At 71.0% G+C, this 15972-nt stretch carries 19 protein-coding genes and 1 tRNA gene; 4 read left to right on the top strand and 16 right to left on the bottom strand.

Annotation, left to right across the window (positions count from 1 at the left end):
* Position 1: 1 nt before the first annotated feature.
* On the bottom strand, positions 2–346 hold the full coding sequence (locus ADL15_RS12540) for a YkvA family protein (protein ID WP_067688739.1): 345 nt from the start codon (positions 344–346) through the stop codon (positions 2–4).
* A 213-nt stretch (positions 347–559) separates the two neighbouring features.
* Between ADL15_RS12540 and ADL15_RS12535 the strand changes: the two genes are divergently transcribed.
* The 4 genes from ADL15_RS12535 (at position 560) to ADL15_RS12520 (ending at position 4265) form a co-directional block, all read left to right on the top strand.
* Positions 560–1594 (top strand): SGNH/GDSL hydrolase family protein, encoded by a 1035-nt coding sequence (locus tag ADL15_RS12535; protein ID WP_067689095.1) that lies wholly within the window; start codon positions 560–562, stop codon positions 1592–1594.
* Positions 1595–1637: 43 nt separating this feature from the next.
* Positions 1638–2426: an SGNH/GDSL hydrolase family protein gene (locus ADL15_RS12530; protein ID WP_067688736.1), complete on the top strand. Its 789-nt coding sequence runs from the start codon at positions 1638–1640 to the stop codon at positions 2424–2426.
* A gap of 63 nt (positions 2427–2489) precedes the next feature.
* Positions 2490–3734 (top strand): acetyl-CoA C-acetyltransferase, encoded by a 1245-nt coding sequence (locus ADL15_RS12525; RefSeq protein ID WP_067688733.1) that lies wholly within the window; start codon positions 2490–2492, stop codon positions 3732–3734.
* A gap of 66 nt (positions 3735–3800) precedes the next feature.
* Positions 3801–4265, top strand: a complete 465-nt coding sequence (locus tag ADL15_RS12520) for a GNAT family N-acetyltransferase (protein ID WP_067688731.1) — start codon at positions 3801–3803, stop codon at positions 4263–4265.
* Here the strand turns inward: ADL15_RS12520 and ADL15_RS12515 are convergent.
* From ADL15_RS12515 to ADL15_RS12445, 15 genes are all read right to left on the bottom strand, one after another.
* Positions 4253–4558: a hypothetical protein gene (locus ADL15_RS12515; RefSeq protein ID WP_067688728.1), complete on the bottom strand. Its 306-nt coding sequence runs from the start codon at positions 4556–4558 to the stop codon at positions 4253–4255. The genes ADL15_RS12520 and ADL15_RS12515 overlap by 13 nt on opposite strands.
* Before the next feature lie 105 nt (positions 4559–4663).
* On the bottom strand, positions 4664–5497 hold the full coding sequence (locus ADL15_RS12510) for a Bax inhibitor-1/YccA family protein (RefSeq protein WP_067688725.1): 834 nt from the start codon (positions 5495–5497) through the stop codon (positions 4664–4666).
* 233 nt (positions 5498–5730) lie between these two features.
* Positions 5731–5813: transfer RNA gene (locus ADL15_RS12505), tRNA-Leu, on the bottom strand.
* A 54-nt stretch (positions 5814–5867) separates the two neighbouring features.
* Positions 5868–7253: an NAD(P)/FAD-dependent oxidoreductase gene (locus tag ADL15_RS12500; protein ID WP_067688722.1), complete on the bottom strand. Its 1386-nt coding sequence runs from the start codon at positions 7251–7253 to the stop codon at positions 5868–5870.
* 98 nt (positions 7254–7351) lie between these two features.
* Positions 7352–7915, bottom strand: coding sequence for a hypothetical protein (locus tag ADL15_RS12495; protein ID WP_067688720.1), 564 nt, complete (start codon positions 7913–7915; stop codon positions 7352–7354).
* 1 nt (position 7916) lies between these two features.
* Positions 7917–9221 (bottom strand): DUF58 domain-containing protein, encoded by a 1305-nt coding sequence (locus ADL15_RS12490; protein ID WP_067688717.1) that lies wholly within the window; start codon positions 9219–9221, stop codon positions 7917–7919.
* On the bottom strand, positions 9214–10215 hold the full coding sequence (locus tag ADL15_RS12485) for an AAA family ATPase (RefSeq protein WP_067688714.1): 1002 nt from the start codon (positions 10213–10215) through the stop codon (positions 9214–9216). The genes ADL15_RS12490 and ADL15_RS12485 overlap by 8 nt, the downstream gene beginning before the upstream one ends.
* 13 nt (positions 10216–10228) lie before the next feature.
* Positions 10229–10804: a hypothetical protein gene (locus ADL15_RS12480; protein ID WP_067688711.1), complete on the bottom strand. Its 576-nt coding sequence runs from the start codon at positions 10802–10804 to the stop codon at positions 10229–10231.
* Positions 10801–11499, bottom strand: coding sequence for a DUF4129 domain-containing protein (locus ADL15_RS12475; protein ID WP_067688708.1), 699 nt, complete (start codon positions 11497–11499; stop codon positions 10801–10803). The genes ADL15_RS12480 and ADL15_RS12475 overlap by 4 nt, the downstream gene beginning before the upstream one ends.
* 53 nt (positions 11500–11552) lie before the next feature.
* Positions 11553–12305, bottom strand: a complete 753-nt coding sequence (locus ADL15_RS12470) for a uracil-DNA glycosylase (protein ID WP_067688706.1) — start codon at positions 12303–12305, stop codon at positions 11553–11555.
* 142 nt (positions 12306–12447) lie between these two features.
* The gene (locus ADL15_RS12465; protein ID WP_067688703.1) at positions 12448–13065 is read right to left on the bottom strand and encodes an LppU/SCO3897 family protein; all 618 of its coding nucleotides are present in this window, start codon (positions 13063–13065) and stop codon (positions 12448–12450) included.
* 279 nt (positions 13066–13344) lie between these two features.
* Positions 13345–14256 carry a Ppx/GppA phosphatase family protein gene (locus ADL15_RS12460; RefSeq protein WP_067688700.1) on the bottom strand — a complete coding sequence of 304 codons (912 nt, stop codon included), beginning with the start codon at positions 14254–14256 and terminating at the stop codon, positions 13345–13347.
* A complete protein-coding gene (locus ADL15_RS12455; protein WP_083971180.1) occupies positions 14253–14747 on the bottom strand; it encodes an amino-acid N-acetyltransferase in 495 nt (164 codons plus the stop codon). Before ADL15_RS12455 ends, ADL15_RS12460 begins: the two co-directional genes overlap by 4 nt.
* The gene (locus ADL15_RS12450; RefSeq protein WP_067688697.1) at positions 14741–15256 is read right to left on the bottom strand and encodes a DUF501 domain-containing protein; all 516 of its coding nucleotides are present in this window, start codon (positions 15254–15256) and stop codon (positions 14741–14743) included. Before ADL15_RS12450 ends, ADL15_RS12455 begins: the two co-directional genes overlap by 7 nt.
* The gene (locus ADL15_RS12445) at positions 15256–15852 is read right to left on the bottom strand and encodes an FtsB family cell division protein (RefSeq protein ID WP_067688695.1); all 597 of its coding nucleotides are present in this window, start codon (positions 15850–15852) and stop codon (positions 15256–15258) included. Before ADL15_RS12445 ends, ADL15_RS12450 begins: the two co-directional genes overlap by 1 nt.
* Positions 15853–15972 lie beyond the last annotated feature (120 nt).

Below are 15972 nucleotides of genomic sequence, written 5' to 3'. Positions count from 1 at the left end.
TTCAGCGTACGACGGCGGGCTTCGTCGCTCTCTCCCACTCCAGGAACCGTTCGGTCTCGGCGAGCATGGTGCCCGCGAGCCAGGTCACCGCGACCGCGTCGTCGACCAGACCGAAAACCCAGAGAAAGGCCTCCGGTACGGCGTCGATCGGCGAGATCACGTACGCCGTGGCGGCTGCCATCAGCGCCACCCGCATACCACCGTCGTACTGACCCTTGGCGGTTGCCTTGAGCATCCGCGGGAGTGCGGCGAGCCGCGTGCCCATCGACGGTCCGCCCCGGGCGCCCGACATCAGGGCGCGACCGAGCGCGGTGAACGCCGCCGCACGTTTCAGAGTTTTGGCCATGTCTGTTCCCCTTTCCGCAACTCCAGCATGACTTGGGTACGCCATGATTGCCCCTCGCGGCCACGAGTTAGCCTCGAATCCCGACGCCAGGTGCCGATCTTGGCCGTGCCGGAACGTTCTCCACCACCCCGGAGTACGGACGCCGGGCCGGATGGTTCCCTTCGGACGACAGCGAGGGACACTGTGAACAGCACTTTCCACAACAACGGCACCATCAGCAACACCCGGGGCCGATTCACCGGACTCAGCGCCGAGGATCGAAAGCGACTTCGGGCCGCCGGGCGGATCGCCGGCCAGGTCACCGGCACGCTCGCCGGCGTGACCGCGCTCTCGGCCGGCCTGCTGATGCGGCAGGCCTCCGCCGCCCGCCGGATCATCCCGATGGCCGAGGCGCCCCCGCCCCGCGGCGACGGCGTCTACGGCGCGAAGTTCCACGGCAAGCCACTCAGCCTGGTGATCCTCGGCGACTCGACAGCGGCCGGGTACGGCGTGCACCGCCCCCGGGAGACCCCCGGCGCGCTCTTCGCCACCGGCATCTCCCGCCGCCTGCACCGCCCGGTCCAGCTGCACCGGCTGGCCGTGGTCGGCTCGGTCTCGTCCGGGCTGCCCTGGCAGGTCGACACGGCGCTGGAGCACCAGCCGAGCATCGCGATCATCATGATCGGCGGCAACGACGTCACCCACATCTCGGCCCGCGACGACGCGGTCCGGCACCTCGGCGACGCGGTACGCCGGCTGCGCGAAGCCGGTTGCCGGGTCGTCGTCGGCACCTGCCCGGACATCGGCGCGATCCAGCCGATCAAGCCGCCGCTGCGCTGGCTGGCCCGGCGCTGGAGCCGCCAGCTCGCCGCCGCGCAGACGATCGCCGTGGTCGGCGCCGGTGGCCGTACGGTCTCGCTCGGCAACCTGCTCGGCCCGATGTTCGAGGCGAATCCGGCCCGGATGTACGGCTCGGACCGTTTCCACCCGTCCGCGGAGGGGTACGCACGAGCTGCGGCCGTGATGATGCCGACGGTGATGGCTGCCCTGGGCGAGGACGACCGTCCCCCGGTGCCGGTCGCCGAGGGTATGCGCACCCTGCCGGAGGCGGCCGACGAAGCGGTCCGCGCACCCGGCACCGAGGTCAGCCCGGTTCGCAGCGGTGGCCGATGGGCACAGCTGCGGCGGCATCCGTGGTTCGGCGAGTCCCGGCACTGGTTCGGGTCATCGCCGGGCAGCGCGGCGAGTGCGGTCCGGGCCGTAGGGTAGAGAAGAAGGATCATCGACGTCGGCGGGACGCAGGGAGGCGCACATGGCCGGGCTGCCGGAACGACTGACCAAGGCCGCTGCCACCGGCCTGCTCGCGGGCGCGCTGGGCGGCGCCGCCCTGATCGCCGGCGAGCTGCTGGCCGCCAAGGCCCGTCGTTATGCCAAACCCACGATGGGCCTGGCCCTGCGTACGTCGATGGGCCCGCTCAGTGCCCCGCCGTTGCGCCTGGTGCTGCTCGGTGACTCGGCCGCGGTCGGTGTCGGCGTGGAGTGGCTGTCCGACACCGTCGGCGGGCAGCTGGCCCGGCTGATGGCCGACGGCAGCCCGGAGACCGGCCCGCGGCACGTGCTGCTCTCCAGCGTCGGTGTGGCCGGGTCCCGGTCCACCGACCTGTCCACCCAGGTGGCCCGGGCGCTGCTCGGCACCCGGCCGGACGTGGCCGTGGTGCTGATCGGATCCAACGACGCCACCTCGGCCCGCGCGCCCGAGGAGGCCGCCGGTCATCTCGGGCAGGCCGTCCGGCGGCTGCGCTCGGCCGGTGTCCAGGTGGTCGTCGGCACCTGCCCCGACCTGGGTGCGATGCGCTCGCTGGCCCCGCCGCTGCGGCAGATCGCCGGGCTGATCGGCCGGCGGATGGCGAAAGCGCAGGCCAGAGCGGTCGCCGAGGCCGGTGGCACGGTCGTCGACCTGGCTGCGGAGACCGGCGCGGTGTTCCGGGCCGACGCCGGGACGCTCTGTTACGACGGGTTCCACCCGTCCGCCGACGGCTACCGGGTCTGGGCGCACGCCCTCTATCCCGCGGTGGCCCGGGCGGCAACGGCCGGTGTCTGAGCGATGGCAGGCGTGTGACGAATCCACACTTCCGCCGATGTTACCCCTGAGTAAACTGGGGCCATGCCGGAAGCTGTCATCGTTGCCACTGCCCGCTCCCCGATCGGCCGCGCCCACAAGGGCTCGCTGAAGGATCTGCGCCCCGACGACCTCACCGCCACCATCGTCGACGCCGCGCTGAACAAGGTGCCCGAGCTCGACCGCACGCTCATCGAGGACCTGTACCTCGGTTGTGGCCTGCCCGGTGGCGAGCAGGGCTTCAACATGGGCCGTGTGGTCGCCACGAAGCTGGGCCTGGACGGCCTGCCGGGCGCCACCATCACCCGGTACTGCTCGTCGTCGCTGCAGACCACCCGGATGGCGTTCCACGCGATCAAGGCGGGCGAGGGCGACATCTTCATCTCGGCCGGTGTCGAGACGGTGTCCCGGTTCGCCCGGGGCAGCTCCGACGGCCTGCCCTCGGCCGCGCAGGCCCTGGTCGGCGGCGGCTGGGAGAACCCCGCGTTCCAGGACGCGCAGGCACGCACCCAGGCGACCGCGAAGAGCGGCGGCACCTGGCACGACCCCCGCGCGGACGGCCTGCTCCCGGACATCTACATCGGGATGGGCTACACCGCGGAGAACCTCGCCCAGATCAAGAACATCTCCCGCGCGGAGATGGACGAGTTCGGCGTACGCAGCCAGAACCTCGCCGAGAAGGCCATCGCGAACGGCTTCTGGGCCCGCGAGATCACCCCGGTGACGCTGCCCGACGGCACCGTCGTGTCGAAGGACGACGGCCCCCGCGCCGGCGTCAGCCTGGACGCGGTCTCCCAGCTCAAGCCGGTCTTCCGGGAGGACGGCCGGGTCACCGCCGGCAACTGCTGCCCGCTCAACGACGGCGCCGCCGCGCTGGTCATCATGAGCGACACCAAGGCCCGCGAGCTCGGCATCACCCCGCTCGCCCGGATCATCTCCACCGGCGTCACCGCGCTCTCCCCGGAGATCATGGGCCTCGGCCCGGTCGAGGCGTCCAAGCAGGCCCTCAAGCGGGCCGGCATGACCATCGACGACGTCGACCTGGTCGAGATCAACGAGGCGTTCGCGGCGCAGGTCATCCCGTCCTACCAGGATCTCGGGATCCCGATCGACAAGCTGAACGTGAACGGCGGCGCGATCGCGGTCGGCCACCCGTTCGGCATGACCGGCGCGCGGATCACCGGCACCCTGATCAACTCCCTCGACTGGCACGACAAGTCGATCGGCCTGGAGACCATGTGCGTCGGTGGTGGCCAGGGCATGGCGCTGGTCATCGAGCGCCTGCGCTGAGCCGTCCGCACTGCTGGGCCCGGCGCGGGAAAGCGCCGGGCCCGTTTCGTGCATCAAAATGGGTGAATGGCTTCGACGATCACCGACATCACCCCGGACCAGCCCGCTTTTGATCAGCTGGCCGACCTGTTCGACGAGTACCGGGTGCACTACGGCGAGACCACGGACCCCGGCGGCACCGCGCAGTGGCTACGGGAGCAGCTGACGGCCGGGCCGCTGCGGGCCGCCGTCGCCCTCCCCGACCTCGGTTTTGTCACCACCGTCGTGCTACCGGCCTCGCTGCGCCTGGCGACGTTCTGGCAGGTGCGTGACCTGTACGTCCGGCCCGATCGACGGCGCGGCGGCACCGCCCGGGCCCTGCTGAACCACGTCGTCGACCAGGCGCGAGCCGCCGGGGCGATCCGGGTGTCGCTGCAGACCGAACCGGACAACGTGCCGGCCCGAGCGCTCTACACCTCGGCCGGGTTCCGGCCGGTCGAAGGCCTGATCGGGCTCAGCCTGACACTCAGCGCGACCGCTCAGAGGGTGTAGCGGACCTCTTCCACCGCGGCGGTGGCACGGGCCAGCAGGTCGGCGGAGGGCTCGGCGGCGAGAAGGTCGTCGGCGACCACTCGCAGCTGGTCGGGCAGCACCAGGTCATGGGCGCGCGGCACCATCCGGGACGGCCGGCCCTCGGCCTCGGCGCCCAGGTCGGCCAGCTCCTGCACCAGCACGTACGCCAGGTCGCCCTTGGTGCCGGCACCTGCCGACGCGGCCCAGCGCGGCTCCTCCCAGTGGCGGACCTGGGTGAGCAGCCGCTCGGTCGACGTCGCGAAGTCGGACATCCGGCGAGCGTACCCGGCGGGCCGGCCCCGCCCGGAAACGGGACAACGCCCGGTCCGCCGGGTGGGGCGGGCCGAGCGTTGCCTCGGTGACGGACCGACGAACCGTCAGTCGTCGCCTTGCAGGTAACTGAGCAGGCGCAGCATCTCGATGTAGAGCCAGACCAGGCTGACCAGGATGCCGAAGGCCGCGGTCCACGAGTACTTCCGCGGGAGGCCCATCCGGACGCCCTCTTCGATCTCGTTGAAGCTGAGAATGAAGCTGAGCGCGGCCACCACGATGCAGACCAGGCTGAACACGTAACCGAGCGGGCCGTTGTCGCGCAGGCCGGTGTTCACGTCGAACATCGACAGCACGAAGTTGACCAGCATGACCATGAAGAGGCCACCCATGATCGCGATCATGCCGCGCTGGAACTTCGGGGTGGCCCGGATGACCCGGGCACGGTAGAGGATCGCCATCAGGAAGAAGACACCGAAGGTGGCGACCACGGCCTGCAGGACGATCCCGTCATAACCCAGGATGTTCTGGTAGGCCTTGCTCACCATGCCGACGAAGACACCCTCGACGACCGCGTAACCGACGACGAGCGCCGGGTTCGCGATGCGCATGAACGAGATGACCAGGCCGAGCACGAGGCCGACCATCGCGGCGCCGATCCAGGCGGCGACGGTCAGGTCGAGCGGAATGAGGTTCCACGCGGCGACCGCGGAGATGCCGGTGATGCCGAGCAGGGTGACGGTCTTGACGACGACGTCGTCGACGGTCATCGGCTGCACGGCGGGCGGGGCGGCGGGGTAGCCCTCAGCGGTCGGGTACGGCTGACCGTAACCCGGCTGACCGTAACCCGCGCCGGCCGGCCCGTATGGCCCGTACCCGGCGGTCCGCTCCCGCTCGGCCGCCTGGCCGAGGCGCGAGAGCACCGGGTTAGAAGTCTTCACTGTGTCCAGCCTCCCTTGAGGGTTCGGCACAACAATGCCTGTCGTTCCAGGGTAGACGCTATGCGCTCGAATCGCCGCTGTCCGAAGCTGTGAGCAGGCTGAAAATGACAGGTGTCATGGGTACGCTGCGACACTCGGTGGTAATCCCACGATCACAAACGCCCCAGAACAGCACATAAAAGCCGCAAAAGCAGAACGGCCGCGACGACATGTCGCGACCGCTTCGTTATGCGTGCCCGGGGCGGGTCTCGAACCCGCACGCCTGTTAGGGCAGCCGCTTTTAAGGCGGCCGTGTCTGCCATTCCACCACCCGGGCGGGCAAAGAACACCGTATCTGGTGCCGCCCGGGTGATGGGTAACGGCCTCAGGCTCAGCGCGAGCCGGAACCGACCTTGTCAGCGGGCTTGTCAGCCGGCTTCTCGGTCTCCTTGACCTTCGGCGTGACCGGCGGGGTGACCTCGAGGAACTCCTCGCGCGGGCGGTGCAGCTGACCCAGGGCCACGGTCTCCCGCTTGAGCAGGAAGGCCAGCACCCAGTCGGCGAGCACCCGCACCTTGCGGTTGAACGACGGGATCCGGCTCACGTGGTAGAAGCGGTGCATCAGCCAGGCCGGGTAGCCCTTGACCTTGATGCCGTAGACGTGCGCGACACCCTTGTTGAGGCCCAGGCCGGCGACGCCGCCGACGTGCTTGTGCCGGTACTCGGTCGGCGCGCCGCCCAGCACCACCTGGCGGATGTTGTCGGCGAGCACCTTGGCCTGCCGGACCGCGTGCTGCGCGCTCGGCGAGCACCAGCCACCCGGGTTGGTCAGGTCGGGGACCTGCGCGCAGTCGCCGGCCGACCAGGCGCCCTCGAGCACCTCGCCCTCCAGCGTGGCGACCTGCAGGGTGGGCTTGCAGTTGACGTGGCCACGCGGGCCGAGCGGCAGGTCGGTGTGCTGCAGCATCGGCGACGGCTTGACGCCGGCCGTCCAGACCAGGGTCTCGGCGCGGAACGAGTCACCGTCGGAGAGCTCGATCTGGCCGTCGACGCAGGAGTTCAGGAAGGTGTCCAGCCGCAGGTCGATGCCGCGGGCGGCGAGCTGACGGGCGGCGTACGAGCCCATCTCCGGGCCGACCTCGGGAAGGATCCGGTTGGTCGCCTCGACAAGGATGAAGTGGACCTCCTTGGGGTCCAGCTCCGGGTAGTACTTGAGCGCGTCGGAGACCACGTCCTGCATCTCGGCGAGCGCCTCGATGCCGGCGAAGCCGCCACCGACGAAAACGAAGTTGAGCGACGCCTTGCGCACCTCGGGGTCCGGCGTCACGGCAGCGACGTCGAGCCGGTCGAGGATGTGGTTGCGCAGGTAGATGGCCTCGCCGATGGTCTTGAGGCCGATGCCCAGGTCGCTCAGACCGGGGATCGGGAGAGTCCGCGAGACGGAACCGGGCGCCACGATGATGTGGTCGTATTCCATCTCGTACGCGGGGCCGTCGATCGGCTGAATGGTCACGGTCTTACGCGCGTGCTCGACCTTGGTGACCTCACCGGAGACGATGCGGCACTTCTTCAACTCACGGCGCAGCGGCACAACGGCGTGGCGCGGCGAGATGTTACCGGCCGCTGCCTCAGGCAGGAACGGCTGATAGGTCATGTGCGGCACGGGGTCGATGACAACGACCTCGGCGTGGTTCCGGTTCAGCTTCTTGGACAGGCGGAGGGCGGCGTAAAGCCCGACGTGACCTGCTCCTACGACGACTATGCGCGGCGGATTCACGCCCCTATTCTCGCGCGCTAATGGCCGTTCATGCGTCGTTCTGTGACCATCGCAACCTTGAAAGTCAAGTGTCTAAGGCCACATAAACTGCACGAAACTCAGGTCCTCCTGGTAAGGCGTGCCAAAAGGATCGTCACACCCGTCGCAGCAGCCAATCCCACCAATGTGGCCACCTGGAACGCCTCTCCGCCAAGATCCCTGGTCAGGCCCAGGGCCAGCACGGTCAGCACCGCGGAGATCAGCACGACGATCAGGGCCCGGCCCAGCCAGAGGCCGGGCACGTCCAGGTTGACCACCGCGTCGTACGGCAGGACCGCGGCCAGCGCGGTGAGCGTGTGACCGAGATAGAGCAGTGTGGCGATGGCGATCACCCGCCACAGCGCGACCCGGGAGTCGTACCCCGCGGTGTCCAGCAGCCAGCCGCCCACCACGACCAGCGCGGCGAACGTCGCGCCCCGGCCCCGCGGAGCGAACGCCGGCCAGAGCACGAACAGCACCAGCAACCCGACGAACTGGCTGGCCAGCAGCTCGCCCGGCCAGGACACCACGAGCGCGAGAATGCCGCACAGCGCGATGCCGCAGCGGACCAGGAACGGGACGACGGTGGCCCGCCGCACCACGGTGGGAATCCGGCTGAGCCGGCGGAGAAGCCTGGTCAGCACGTCATCGCCCCCTCGGCGCGGAGGCCATCCGGGCCACGTCGCGCAGCACCAGGTCCAGGCTGCCGGCGCCGGCCCAGGCGACCACCGGCACACCGTGCTCGCGGAGCCGGCCCAGCACGTTCTCCCGTTCGATCCGCCACAGCCGGGTGGCCAGCGGGGACCACTGGTTGCGGACCGGCGGGGCGGCGTCCTCCGGCAGGGTGTCCACCGCGACGGTGTACCGGCCGGCCTGGGTGAGCTTGGCGAGCATGTCGGCGGACCGCGGGTCGATCAGCGGGGTGAGCACCACGACCAGCGCGGACGTCGAGATGTGGTGCGCGCCGAGGACCGGCTCGTACTCCTCGTCGACCGGGTCGGCGCGCACGTCGAGCAGCCACTCCAGGACGGTCAGGTACTGCTTGCGGCCGGACCCGGCGCGCAGCCGGCGGCCGCCGGCGCCGTACTCCAGCACCGACACCCGGTCGCCTCGGTGCAGGTAGTGCTCGGCGATCGCGGCGGCGGCGCGGACCGTGGTGTCCAGCACCGAGGCGCTGCCCTCGACCCCGCCGGAGAGGCCCACCTCGCCGAGCAGGTCGAGCAGGATCAGCACTTCGGCGTCGCGGTCCGAGAGGGTGGACGCCACGTGCAGGTCACGGGTGCGCAGCGACACCCGCCAGTCGATGCGGCGCAGCCGGTCGCCGGGCGCGAACTGGCGTACGCCGGCCAGCTCACCGCCCTCGCCCAGCCGCCGCGAACGGTGCGCGCCGACCAGACCGGCCGCGGCCGGCATCGACTCGGTGGCCTTGAACGGCTCGGTGACCGGGTAGACCCGGACGCCGTGCGCCGGGGTGACCACCGGACGGCAGGTCAGCAGCCCGCCGCAGGCCGCGGCACGGGCGGCGGCCGGTCCGACGTCCTGCCGGCCCCAGCGGCGCGCCTCGCCGGGCAGGTCGATCGCGGCCCAGCCGTCGGACGGCACGGTGATCGCGAACGGCCGGTCGGCGTGCTCCAGACGCAGCCACGGTGAGGTCTTGGTCCGGACCACGACCAGGTCGTACCCGATCGCCTCGGGGTTGGCCACGGTCAGGCCGGCCTGCACCGCGCCGCCCTCGACCAGGTGCGCCGCGTCGGCCGTGATGGTCACCTCGGGCACCGACTGGGGTGTGCGGCGCAGGTTCAGCGCGGCGCCGATCGCGAACGGCGCCGCCAGCAGCACCAGGTCGACCCGGCCGAGCCCGACGCCGAGCAGCAGCAACAGCCCGGTGAGCAGCACCGAACGGCCGAGCGCGCGGGTCGGCGCCCAGCCCGGAGCGATCGGCTCAGTCATGCCGGGCGTACGTCGGAAGCGCCCCGCTGGCCGGGGCCGGCACCGCGCTGAGCACCTCCTGCACCACGAACGCCGGGTTCACCTGGCGCAGCCACATCTCCGGACGCAGCGTGATCCGGTGGGCCAGCGCCGGCACCGCGACGTCCTTGACGTCCTCCGGCACCACGTAGTCCCGGCCGGCCATCGCGGCCCGGGCCCGGGCCAGCAGCAGCAGGGCCAGCGAGCCACGCGGCGACGAGCCGACCAGCACCGCGCTGTGCTCGCGGGTGGCCGCGGCCAGCGACACGATGTACCGGCCGATCGAGTCCTCGACCGCCACCGACTCCAGGGCGGCCTGCATGACCTGCAGGGTCTGCGCGTTCACCACCGGGGCGAGCTGGGACTCCTCCTGCCGGCGGGACATCCGGCGGCGCATGACCTCCCACTCCTCCTCGGCGGTCGGGTACCCGAAGGACACCCGGAGCAGGAACCGGTCGAGCTGTGCCTCGGGCAGCGGGTAGGTGCCCTCGTACTCGATCGGGTTGGCGGTGGCCAGCACGTGGAACGGCGGGTCGAGCCGGTAGGTCACGCCCTCGACCGAGACCTGCTTCTCCTGCATCGCCTCGAGCAGGGCGGACTGGGTCTTCGGCGGTGTCCGGTTGATCTCGTCGGCCAGCAGCATGTTGGTGAAGACCGGGCCGGCCCGGAACGCGAAGTCACCCTTGCGCTGGTCGTACAGGAAGGAGCCGGTGACGTCGGCGGGCAGCAGGTCGGGGGTGAACTGCAGCCGCCGGAAGTCCAGCCCGAGCGCCTGGGCGAACGACCGCGCGGTGAGCGTCTTGCCCAGCCCCGGCAGGTCCTCCAGCAGGACGTGCCCGCCGGCCAGGATGCCGGCCAGCACCAGCTCGAGCGACTCCCGCTTGCCGACCACGACACTGTTCACCGAGTCGAGGATCGCGCCGGCCAGCCGGCCGACCTCGAACGGGGGAAGAGCCTGTACGCCTGTCTGCGTCACCGGCGCACCTTTCTCACAGTCGTTCCATCGCTTGTACGTACGTCTCCAGGTCCCGCGTCTTGAGCCCGTGCCGACCCGGATCGGCCAGCACCGCCCAGGCCTGTTCACCGAGCAACTCCCGGGCGCGACGCGGGTCGCTGGTCCGGGTCAGGCCGTGCCGTAGTCGCAGGCGCTCGTCGGCGAGTTCCCCGAGCACCGGCAAGACGTTACGCGCATAGGTGTCCGAGTCCGAGTGCGCCTTGTCGAGGGATCGCTCCCACCGGCGCACGGTGGCGCGCAGCGAGTCGGCGGTGCGGGCCGCGGCGTCACCGGCGCCGGCCCGGCTCTTCGGCTGCTTCGGTGGCCGCACCGCGGCTGCCGCGATCGTGACCAGGCGCAACCCGGCGACCAGTGCGATCACCAGCAGCAGCGGGGCCTCGACCGAGGCGGCGCGCAGGCCGGCCACGACCACCACGGTGGCCGCGGCCACCAGGATCAGATTGCCGACCACGCGCACGATCGGGGAGCGCCGGCGGCGGATCCGCGGCGACTTCTCCTGAGCGGGTCCGGCGGTCGCGCCGAAGAGCCCGTCCAGTCCACCCTCGCTCACGCCACCGCCCCCGCTCCGAGGTCGGCGCGCAGGCGTTCCAGGGCGTACCGGGCCTGCTGGCGCATCTGGTCGTCGACGGTGTGCGTGGCGTACCGGGCCTCCCGGTAGACCTCCATCAGGGCGGCCAGCACGGCCGCGTCGACCTGCTGCTCGGCGAGCAACCGGCCGATCAGGTCGGTGGGGGTGTCACCGGGGTGCCGCGGGGTGCCGGCCTCGGCGGCGGCCTGCTCCAGGCGCACCCAGCAGGCGATCACCGCGCGGCGCGGGTCGCGGTCGGCGTCGGAGAGCTCCTCGAGGCCGGCGTCGAGCGCGGCGACCAGGTCCTCCGCGGTCCGGCCGGCCCGGCGCGGGTCACGGCGGCCGGTGCGGCCCTTGCGGCGGCGGTTCGCGTCACGCAGCAACGCCATCGTGAGGATCACCACCATGGCCGCGACCACCAGGGCCAGGACCACCGTGGTCGCGGTGCCGAGCCAGTCCGGCAGGCCCCGGGCGGCCTCGACCGGCGTCTCGGTGGGCGGCGCGACGGACGGGCGCACGGTCGGCGGCAGCAGGGGTGGCGCGGTGGTGGTCGCGGTCGTCCGCGGGGTGACCCGGTCCAGCTGGGGCGCCGATCGGGTGGCGGCCACCGAGGTCACCAGGAGCAGCCCGATGACGGCGGCCAGGGGCCACCAGCGGCGCACGAAAGCGAGGTCCATACGGGCGGTTTTCTACATCCGTGACTCGAGGAGGGAACCGGACAGGACTCGCATCATGCCAGGCCCGCCAGAACCTTCGCACGGGTGAACACCTCGTCGAGCATGGCGGGGGTGAGCCGCCCGGTGAACGTGTTCTGCTGGCTGACGTGGAAACAGCCCAGCACCGGGGGCACGCCGGGCAGGTGGACCTCGGTGCCGTGGCCGAACTTGGGGCGGGGGACGGGCGGGCTCACGTCGTACGTGAGCTTCATCGCCGGCCACCAGGATGCCCAAGCGAAGGCACCCAGAGTGACCACCACCTTCAGGGTGGGTCTGATCAGTTCCAGCTCGCGGCGGAACCAGGGCGCGCAGGTGTCCCGCTCCCCCGGTGTCGGTTTGTTGTCCGGCGGCGCGCAGCGCACCGCCGCGAAGATCCGGGTGTGCCGCAGCGTCAGGCCGTCGTCGGCGGACACGCTCGTCGGCTGACTTGCCAGGCCGGCCCGGTGCATCGCGGCGAAGAGCACGTCGCCGGAGCGGTCCCCCGTGAAGATCCGGCCGGTGCGGTTGCCGCCGTGCGCGGCCGGCGCCAGGCCCAGGATCGCGATCGCGGCGTCCTCAGGTCCATACCCGGGCACCGGGCGGCCCCAGTAGTCCTGGTCGCGGAACGACGCGCGTTTGACGGCGGCGACGTCGGTGCGCCAGTCGACCAGGCGCGGGCAGGCGAAACAATCCGCGATGCGGGCGTCCAGCTCGGGCAGCGAGGCGGCCTCGGCCGCCCGTGCGACAACCCCTTCAGGGGTACGCGGGGAAGCCTCCGACGGGTGCACCGGACCAGAATGCCACCGGGGGCGGCGCGTCGTGTCGACGCACCGCCCCCGGTTCAGTTCGCCGGCTCGCCGGCCGTGGCTGTTGCTCGGCGGCCTTGACGGTTACTCGGCAGCCTTGACGGTTACTCGGCGGCCTTGACGGTTACTTGGCGGCCTTGACGCAGAGCAGGTACTTGTCGTCGCCCGAGCTGGTCAGGATGGCCGGGTCCTTGTCGGTCTCCTTGAAGAACGCGTCGCACTTGGTGCTGTTCACGTCGTCGGTGCCGTCGACCCGGCCGACCACGCTGAACTTGGCGTCCGACTTCGAGCAGTCGACGATCTCGGCCTTGGTCTCGGTGGCCTTGTCGGAGAGCTCCTCGCTCACCGAGATGCAGTCACCGACCTTGGCGTCCTTGGTCGGGTCCGAGGAGAGCGCGCTGGCCAGGCCGAACTTGAGGCCGAAGATGACCAGACCGATCACGATGGCGCCGACGATGCTCAGCCACTTCTTGGACTTCTTCGGCGACTCGAAGCCGGGGATGACGCCCGGGGCGCCACCGGGAGTGCCGGGGGCCGGCGGGTAACCCGGGGTGCCCGGGGCCGGCGGGTAACCGGGGGTGCCGCCCTGCTGGAAGCCGGGGGCCGGCGGGTAGCCGGGGGCGCCGGCGTTCGGCGGCGGGTAACCGGGAGCACCGGCGTTCGGCGGCGGGAAAGACTGCCCGCCGTTGGCCGGCGGGACATTCTGCGCGCCGTACGAGGGCGGCTCAACCGGGTTGGACATTGATGCTTCCTTTCACGAGCGATCGACGCCCGATCGCTTGGCAGGCGAGGATAGCGACACGCCGATGCCTAGCGCGACCCCACTTCACCTGCGGTTATCGACGCCGGCTCAGGAAGACCTGAGACTTTGCTGGGAAGATGACACTGCGTGCCCCCGCGACGACAACGGGGTGGCGAAATCCGGCCGAAACGCCAGTAACTGTCGGCCGTTCAGGCAGCGTCAGGCACCGGTACGGCCTAGCCGATACCGGACGTTGTTAACCGATTGATGGGGTTGTGGTCAGCCCGCGGCCAGGCCGAAGGCGATCCCGTCGAGGATGTCATGCTCGGAGGCGATCACCGAATCGTGCCCGGACCGCTCCATGATGACCCGCATGATCAAGGCACCGGCCCCGATCACGTCGGCCCGGCCCGGGTGCATCACCGGCAGCGCCAGCCGCTGCTCGACGGTCATCGCCAGCAGTTCCGCGGTGACCCGGGTGACCGCGTCCCGGCTGATCTCGCTGTGGTGGATGCGCTCCGAGTCGTACTCGGGCAGCTCGTGCGCCAGGGCCGCGACCGTGGTGACCGTGCCGGCCAGCCCGACGAGCGTGCGCGCCGCCCGGCCGGGCACCGCCGCCAGGGCGATGTCCACCGCCGCGGTGACGTCCTTTTCGGTCGCGGCGAGTTCGTCCGCGGTCGGCGGGTCGCTGTGCAGGTGACGCTCGGTCATCCGGACACAGCCGATGTCCATCGAGATCGCCTGCTCGACGGTGTCCGTGCCGGTGACGAACTCGGTCGAGCCGCCACCCAGATCGAAGACCAGGTAGGGCCCCGGGGCGGCGAGCCCCTTGACCGCGCCCAGGAAGGAGAGCGCGGCCTCCTGCTCCCCGGTGATCACCTCGGGGTCGACGCCGAGCACGCCGCGGACCATGTCCCGGAAGTCCTGCGCGTTCGAGGCGTCACGGGAGGCGGAGGTGGCACACATCCGTACGCTGACCGCTTTTGAATCTTTGATCAACGCGGCGTAGCGGACCAGCGCGGTGCGGGTGCGCTCCAGCGCCGCGGCGGACAGCATCCCGGTGCGGTCCACGCCCTCGCCCAGCCGGACGATCTCCATGGTCCGCACGACGTCGGTCAGCCGGTCGTCGACCACGTCGGCGATCAGCAGGCGGACCGCGTTGGTGCCGCAGTCGATCGCGGCGACTCTCATAGGTGCAACAGCATTCGCTTGTTCCCCAGGGTGTTCGGCTTGACTCGTTCCAGGTCCAGGAACTCCGCGACACCCTCGTCGTAGGAGCGCAGCAACTGCTCGTAGACCGGGTGCGGCACCGGGGCCCCGTCGATCTCGGTGAACCCGAACGAGCCGAAGAAGTGGGTCTCGAAGGTGAGGCAGAAGACCCGGCGGACGCCCAGTTCACGGGCCTGCTCGAGGAGCACCTCGACGATCTTGTGGCCGATCTTGCGGCCGCGCCGGTCCGGGTGGACCGCGACCGTACGGATCTCGGCCAGGTCCTCCCACATCACGTGCAGCGCGCCGCAGCCGGCCACCGCGTCGTCCTCGTCGACCGCGACCCAGAACTCCTGGACCGACTCGTAGAGGGTGACGGTGGCCTTACTGAGCAGCCGCCGATCAGTGGTGTACGTGTCGACCAGGGACCGGATCGCCTTGACGTCACCGGTCCGGGCGCGGCGGATCAGCACTGGGCCGGGTCTTCCGGGTCTTTTTTGATACACGGGCCGCCGGACCACCACGGCTCGATCGCGTCACGGACCTCGTCGCCGAACGGGTTCACCCCGCGGCCCGCGGCGAGCGCGTGCCCGAGGTGGACGTGCAGGCACTTCACCCGGTCCGGCATGCCACCCGCGGAGAAGTTCTTGATCTCCGGGACTTCCTCGATGGCGTTGCGGCGGTCCAGATAGTCCTGATGCGATCGCGCATAGTGTGCGGCGAGCTCCGGGTCGGTGCTCAGCCGCTCCTGCATGTCGCGCATCACGCCGGCCGACTCCAGCCGGCTGCACGCGGCGGTGGCATGCGGACACGTCAGGTAGTAGGTCGTGGGAAACGGTGTGCCGTCGTCGAGACGGGGTGCGGTCTCCACCACGTCCGGGTTGCCGCACGGGCAGCGGTGCGCGATCGCCCGGGTGCCACGGGGACGGCGGCCGAGCTGGGCCGCCACGATGTCGAGGTCGGCGGGGTCTGGTGCTTGCATCAGTTCGAAGGCTCCGCGTTGGCGGCTTGGACGCTGTGCCACAGCGTGTCGTACCAGCGGGCCGGGGCGGCCGCCGGGGCTTTCTGATCGGCGTCGCGGGCGGCGCCCTCCGGGTCGTTGATCACCAGGAGCGGAGTCTCACCGGGGCGCACGTAATACAGGTCCTTGCGCGCCTGGATCCGGATGTACTCCTTGTCCTTCCACTTCTCCAGCTCTTTCGCCGTCGCGGCGATGTCGGCCCGCTGCTCGGTCTGCTCCCGCTCCATCTGCGCGATCTGCGACTCCTGCTGCAGATACACCCGGATCGGATAGGTGTAGGCCAGGGCCAGCACCACGAAGACCGCCAGGAGGACGGTGGCCCGGCTGGTCAGCGCGCGCGGACGCGGCGCCGCGGTGCGTTTGGCGGCCGGGCCGCCGGACTGCGACGTACGCCGGGAGCCGGTCGGGCGGGCCGTGCGGGACGTGGGCACCCGGACCGTCGGGCGGGCCTCGACCCGGACCGGGCTGGTGCCACGGGTGCGGGATGTGCTGGGACGACCACTCGCGCCGGAACGGCGGGCCGGGCCCTGACCGCTCGGCATGCGACGCTGTGTCATCTCAGCCCCTTCCCGCTCGTGGCTTTATGGAGGCCGGCCACTTCCCACTCGTGAAGGCCTGCCACTTCCACTCGTGGAGGCCTGCCACTTCCCACTCGTGGAGGCCTGCCACTTCCCACT

Source organism: Actinoplanes awajinensis subsp. mycoplanecinus (genome assembly GCF_001509495.1).
GTDB lineage: Bacteria > Actinomycetota > Actinomycetes > Mycobacteriales > Micromonosporaceae > Actinoplanes > Actinoplanes palleronii.
The sequence above is the reverse complement of the archived record's forward strand: the minus strand, read 5'-3'. Positions and strand labels throughout refer to the sequence as shown.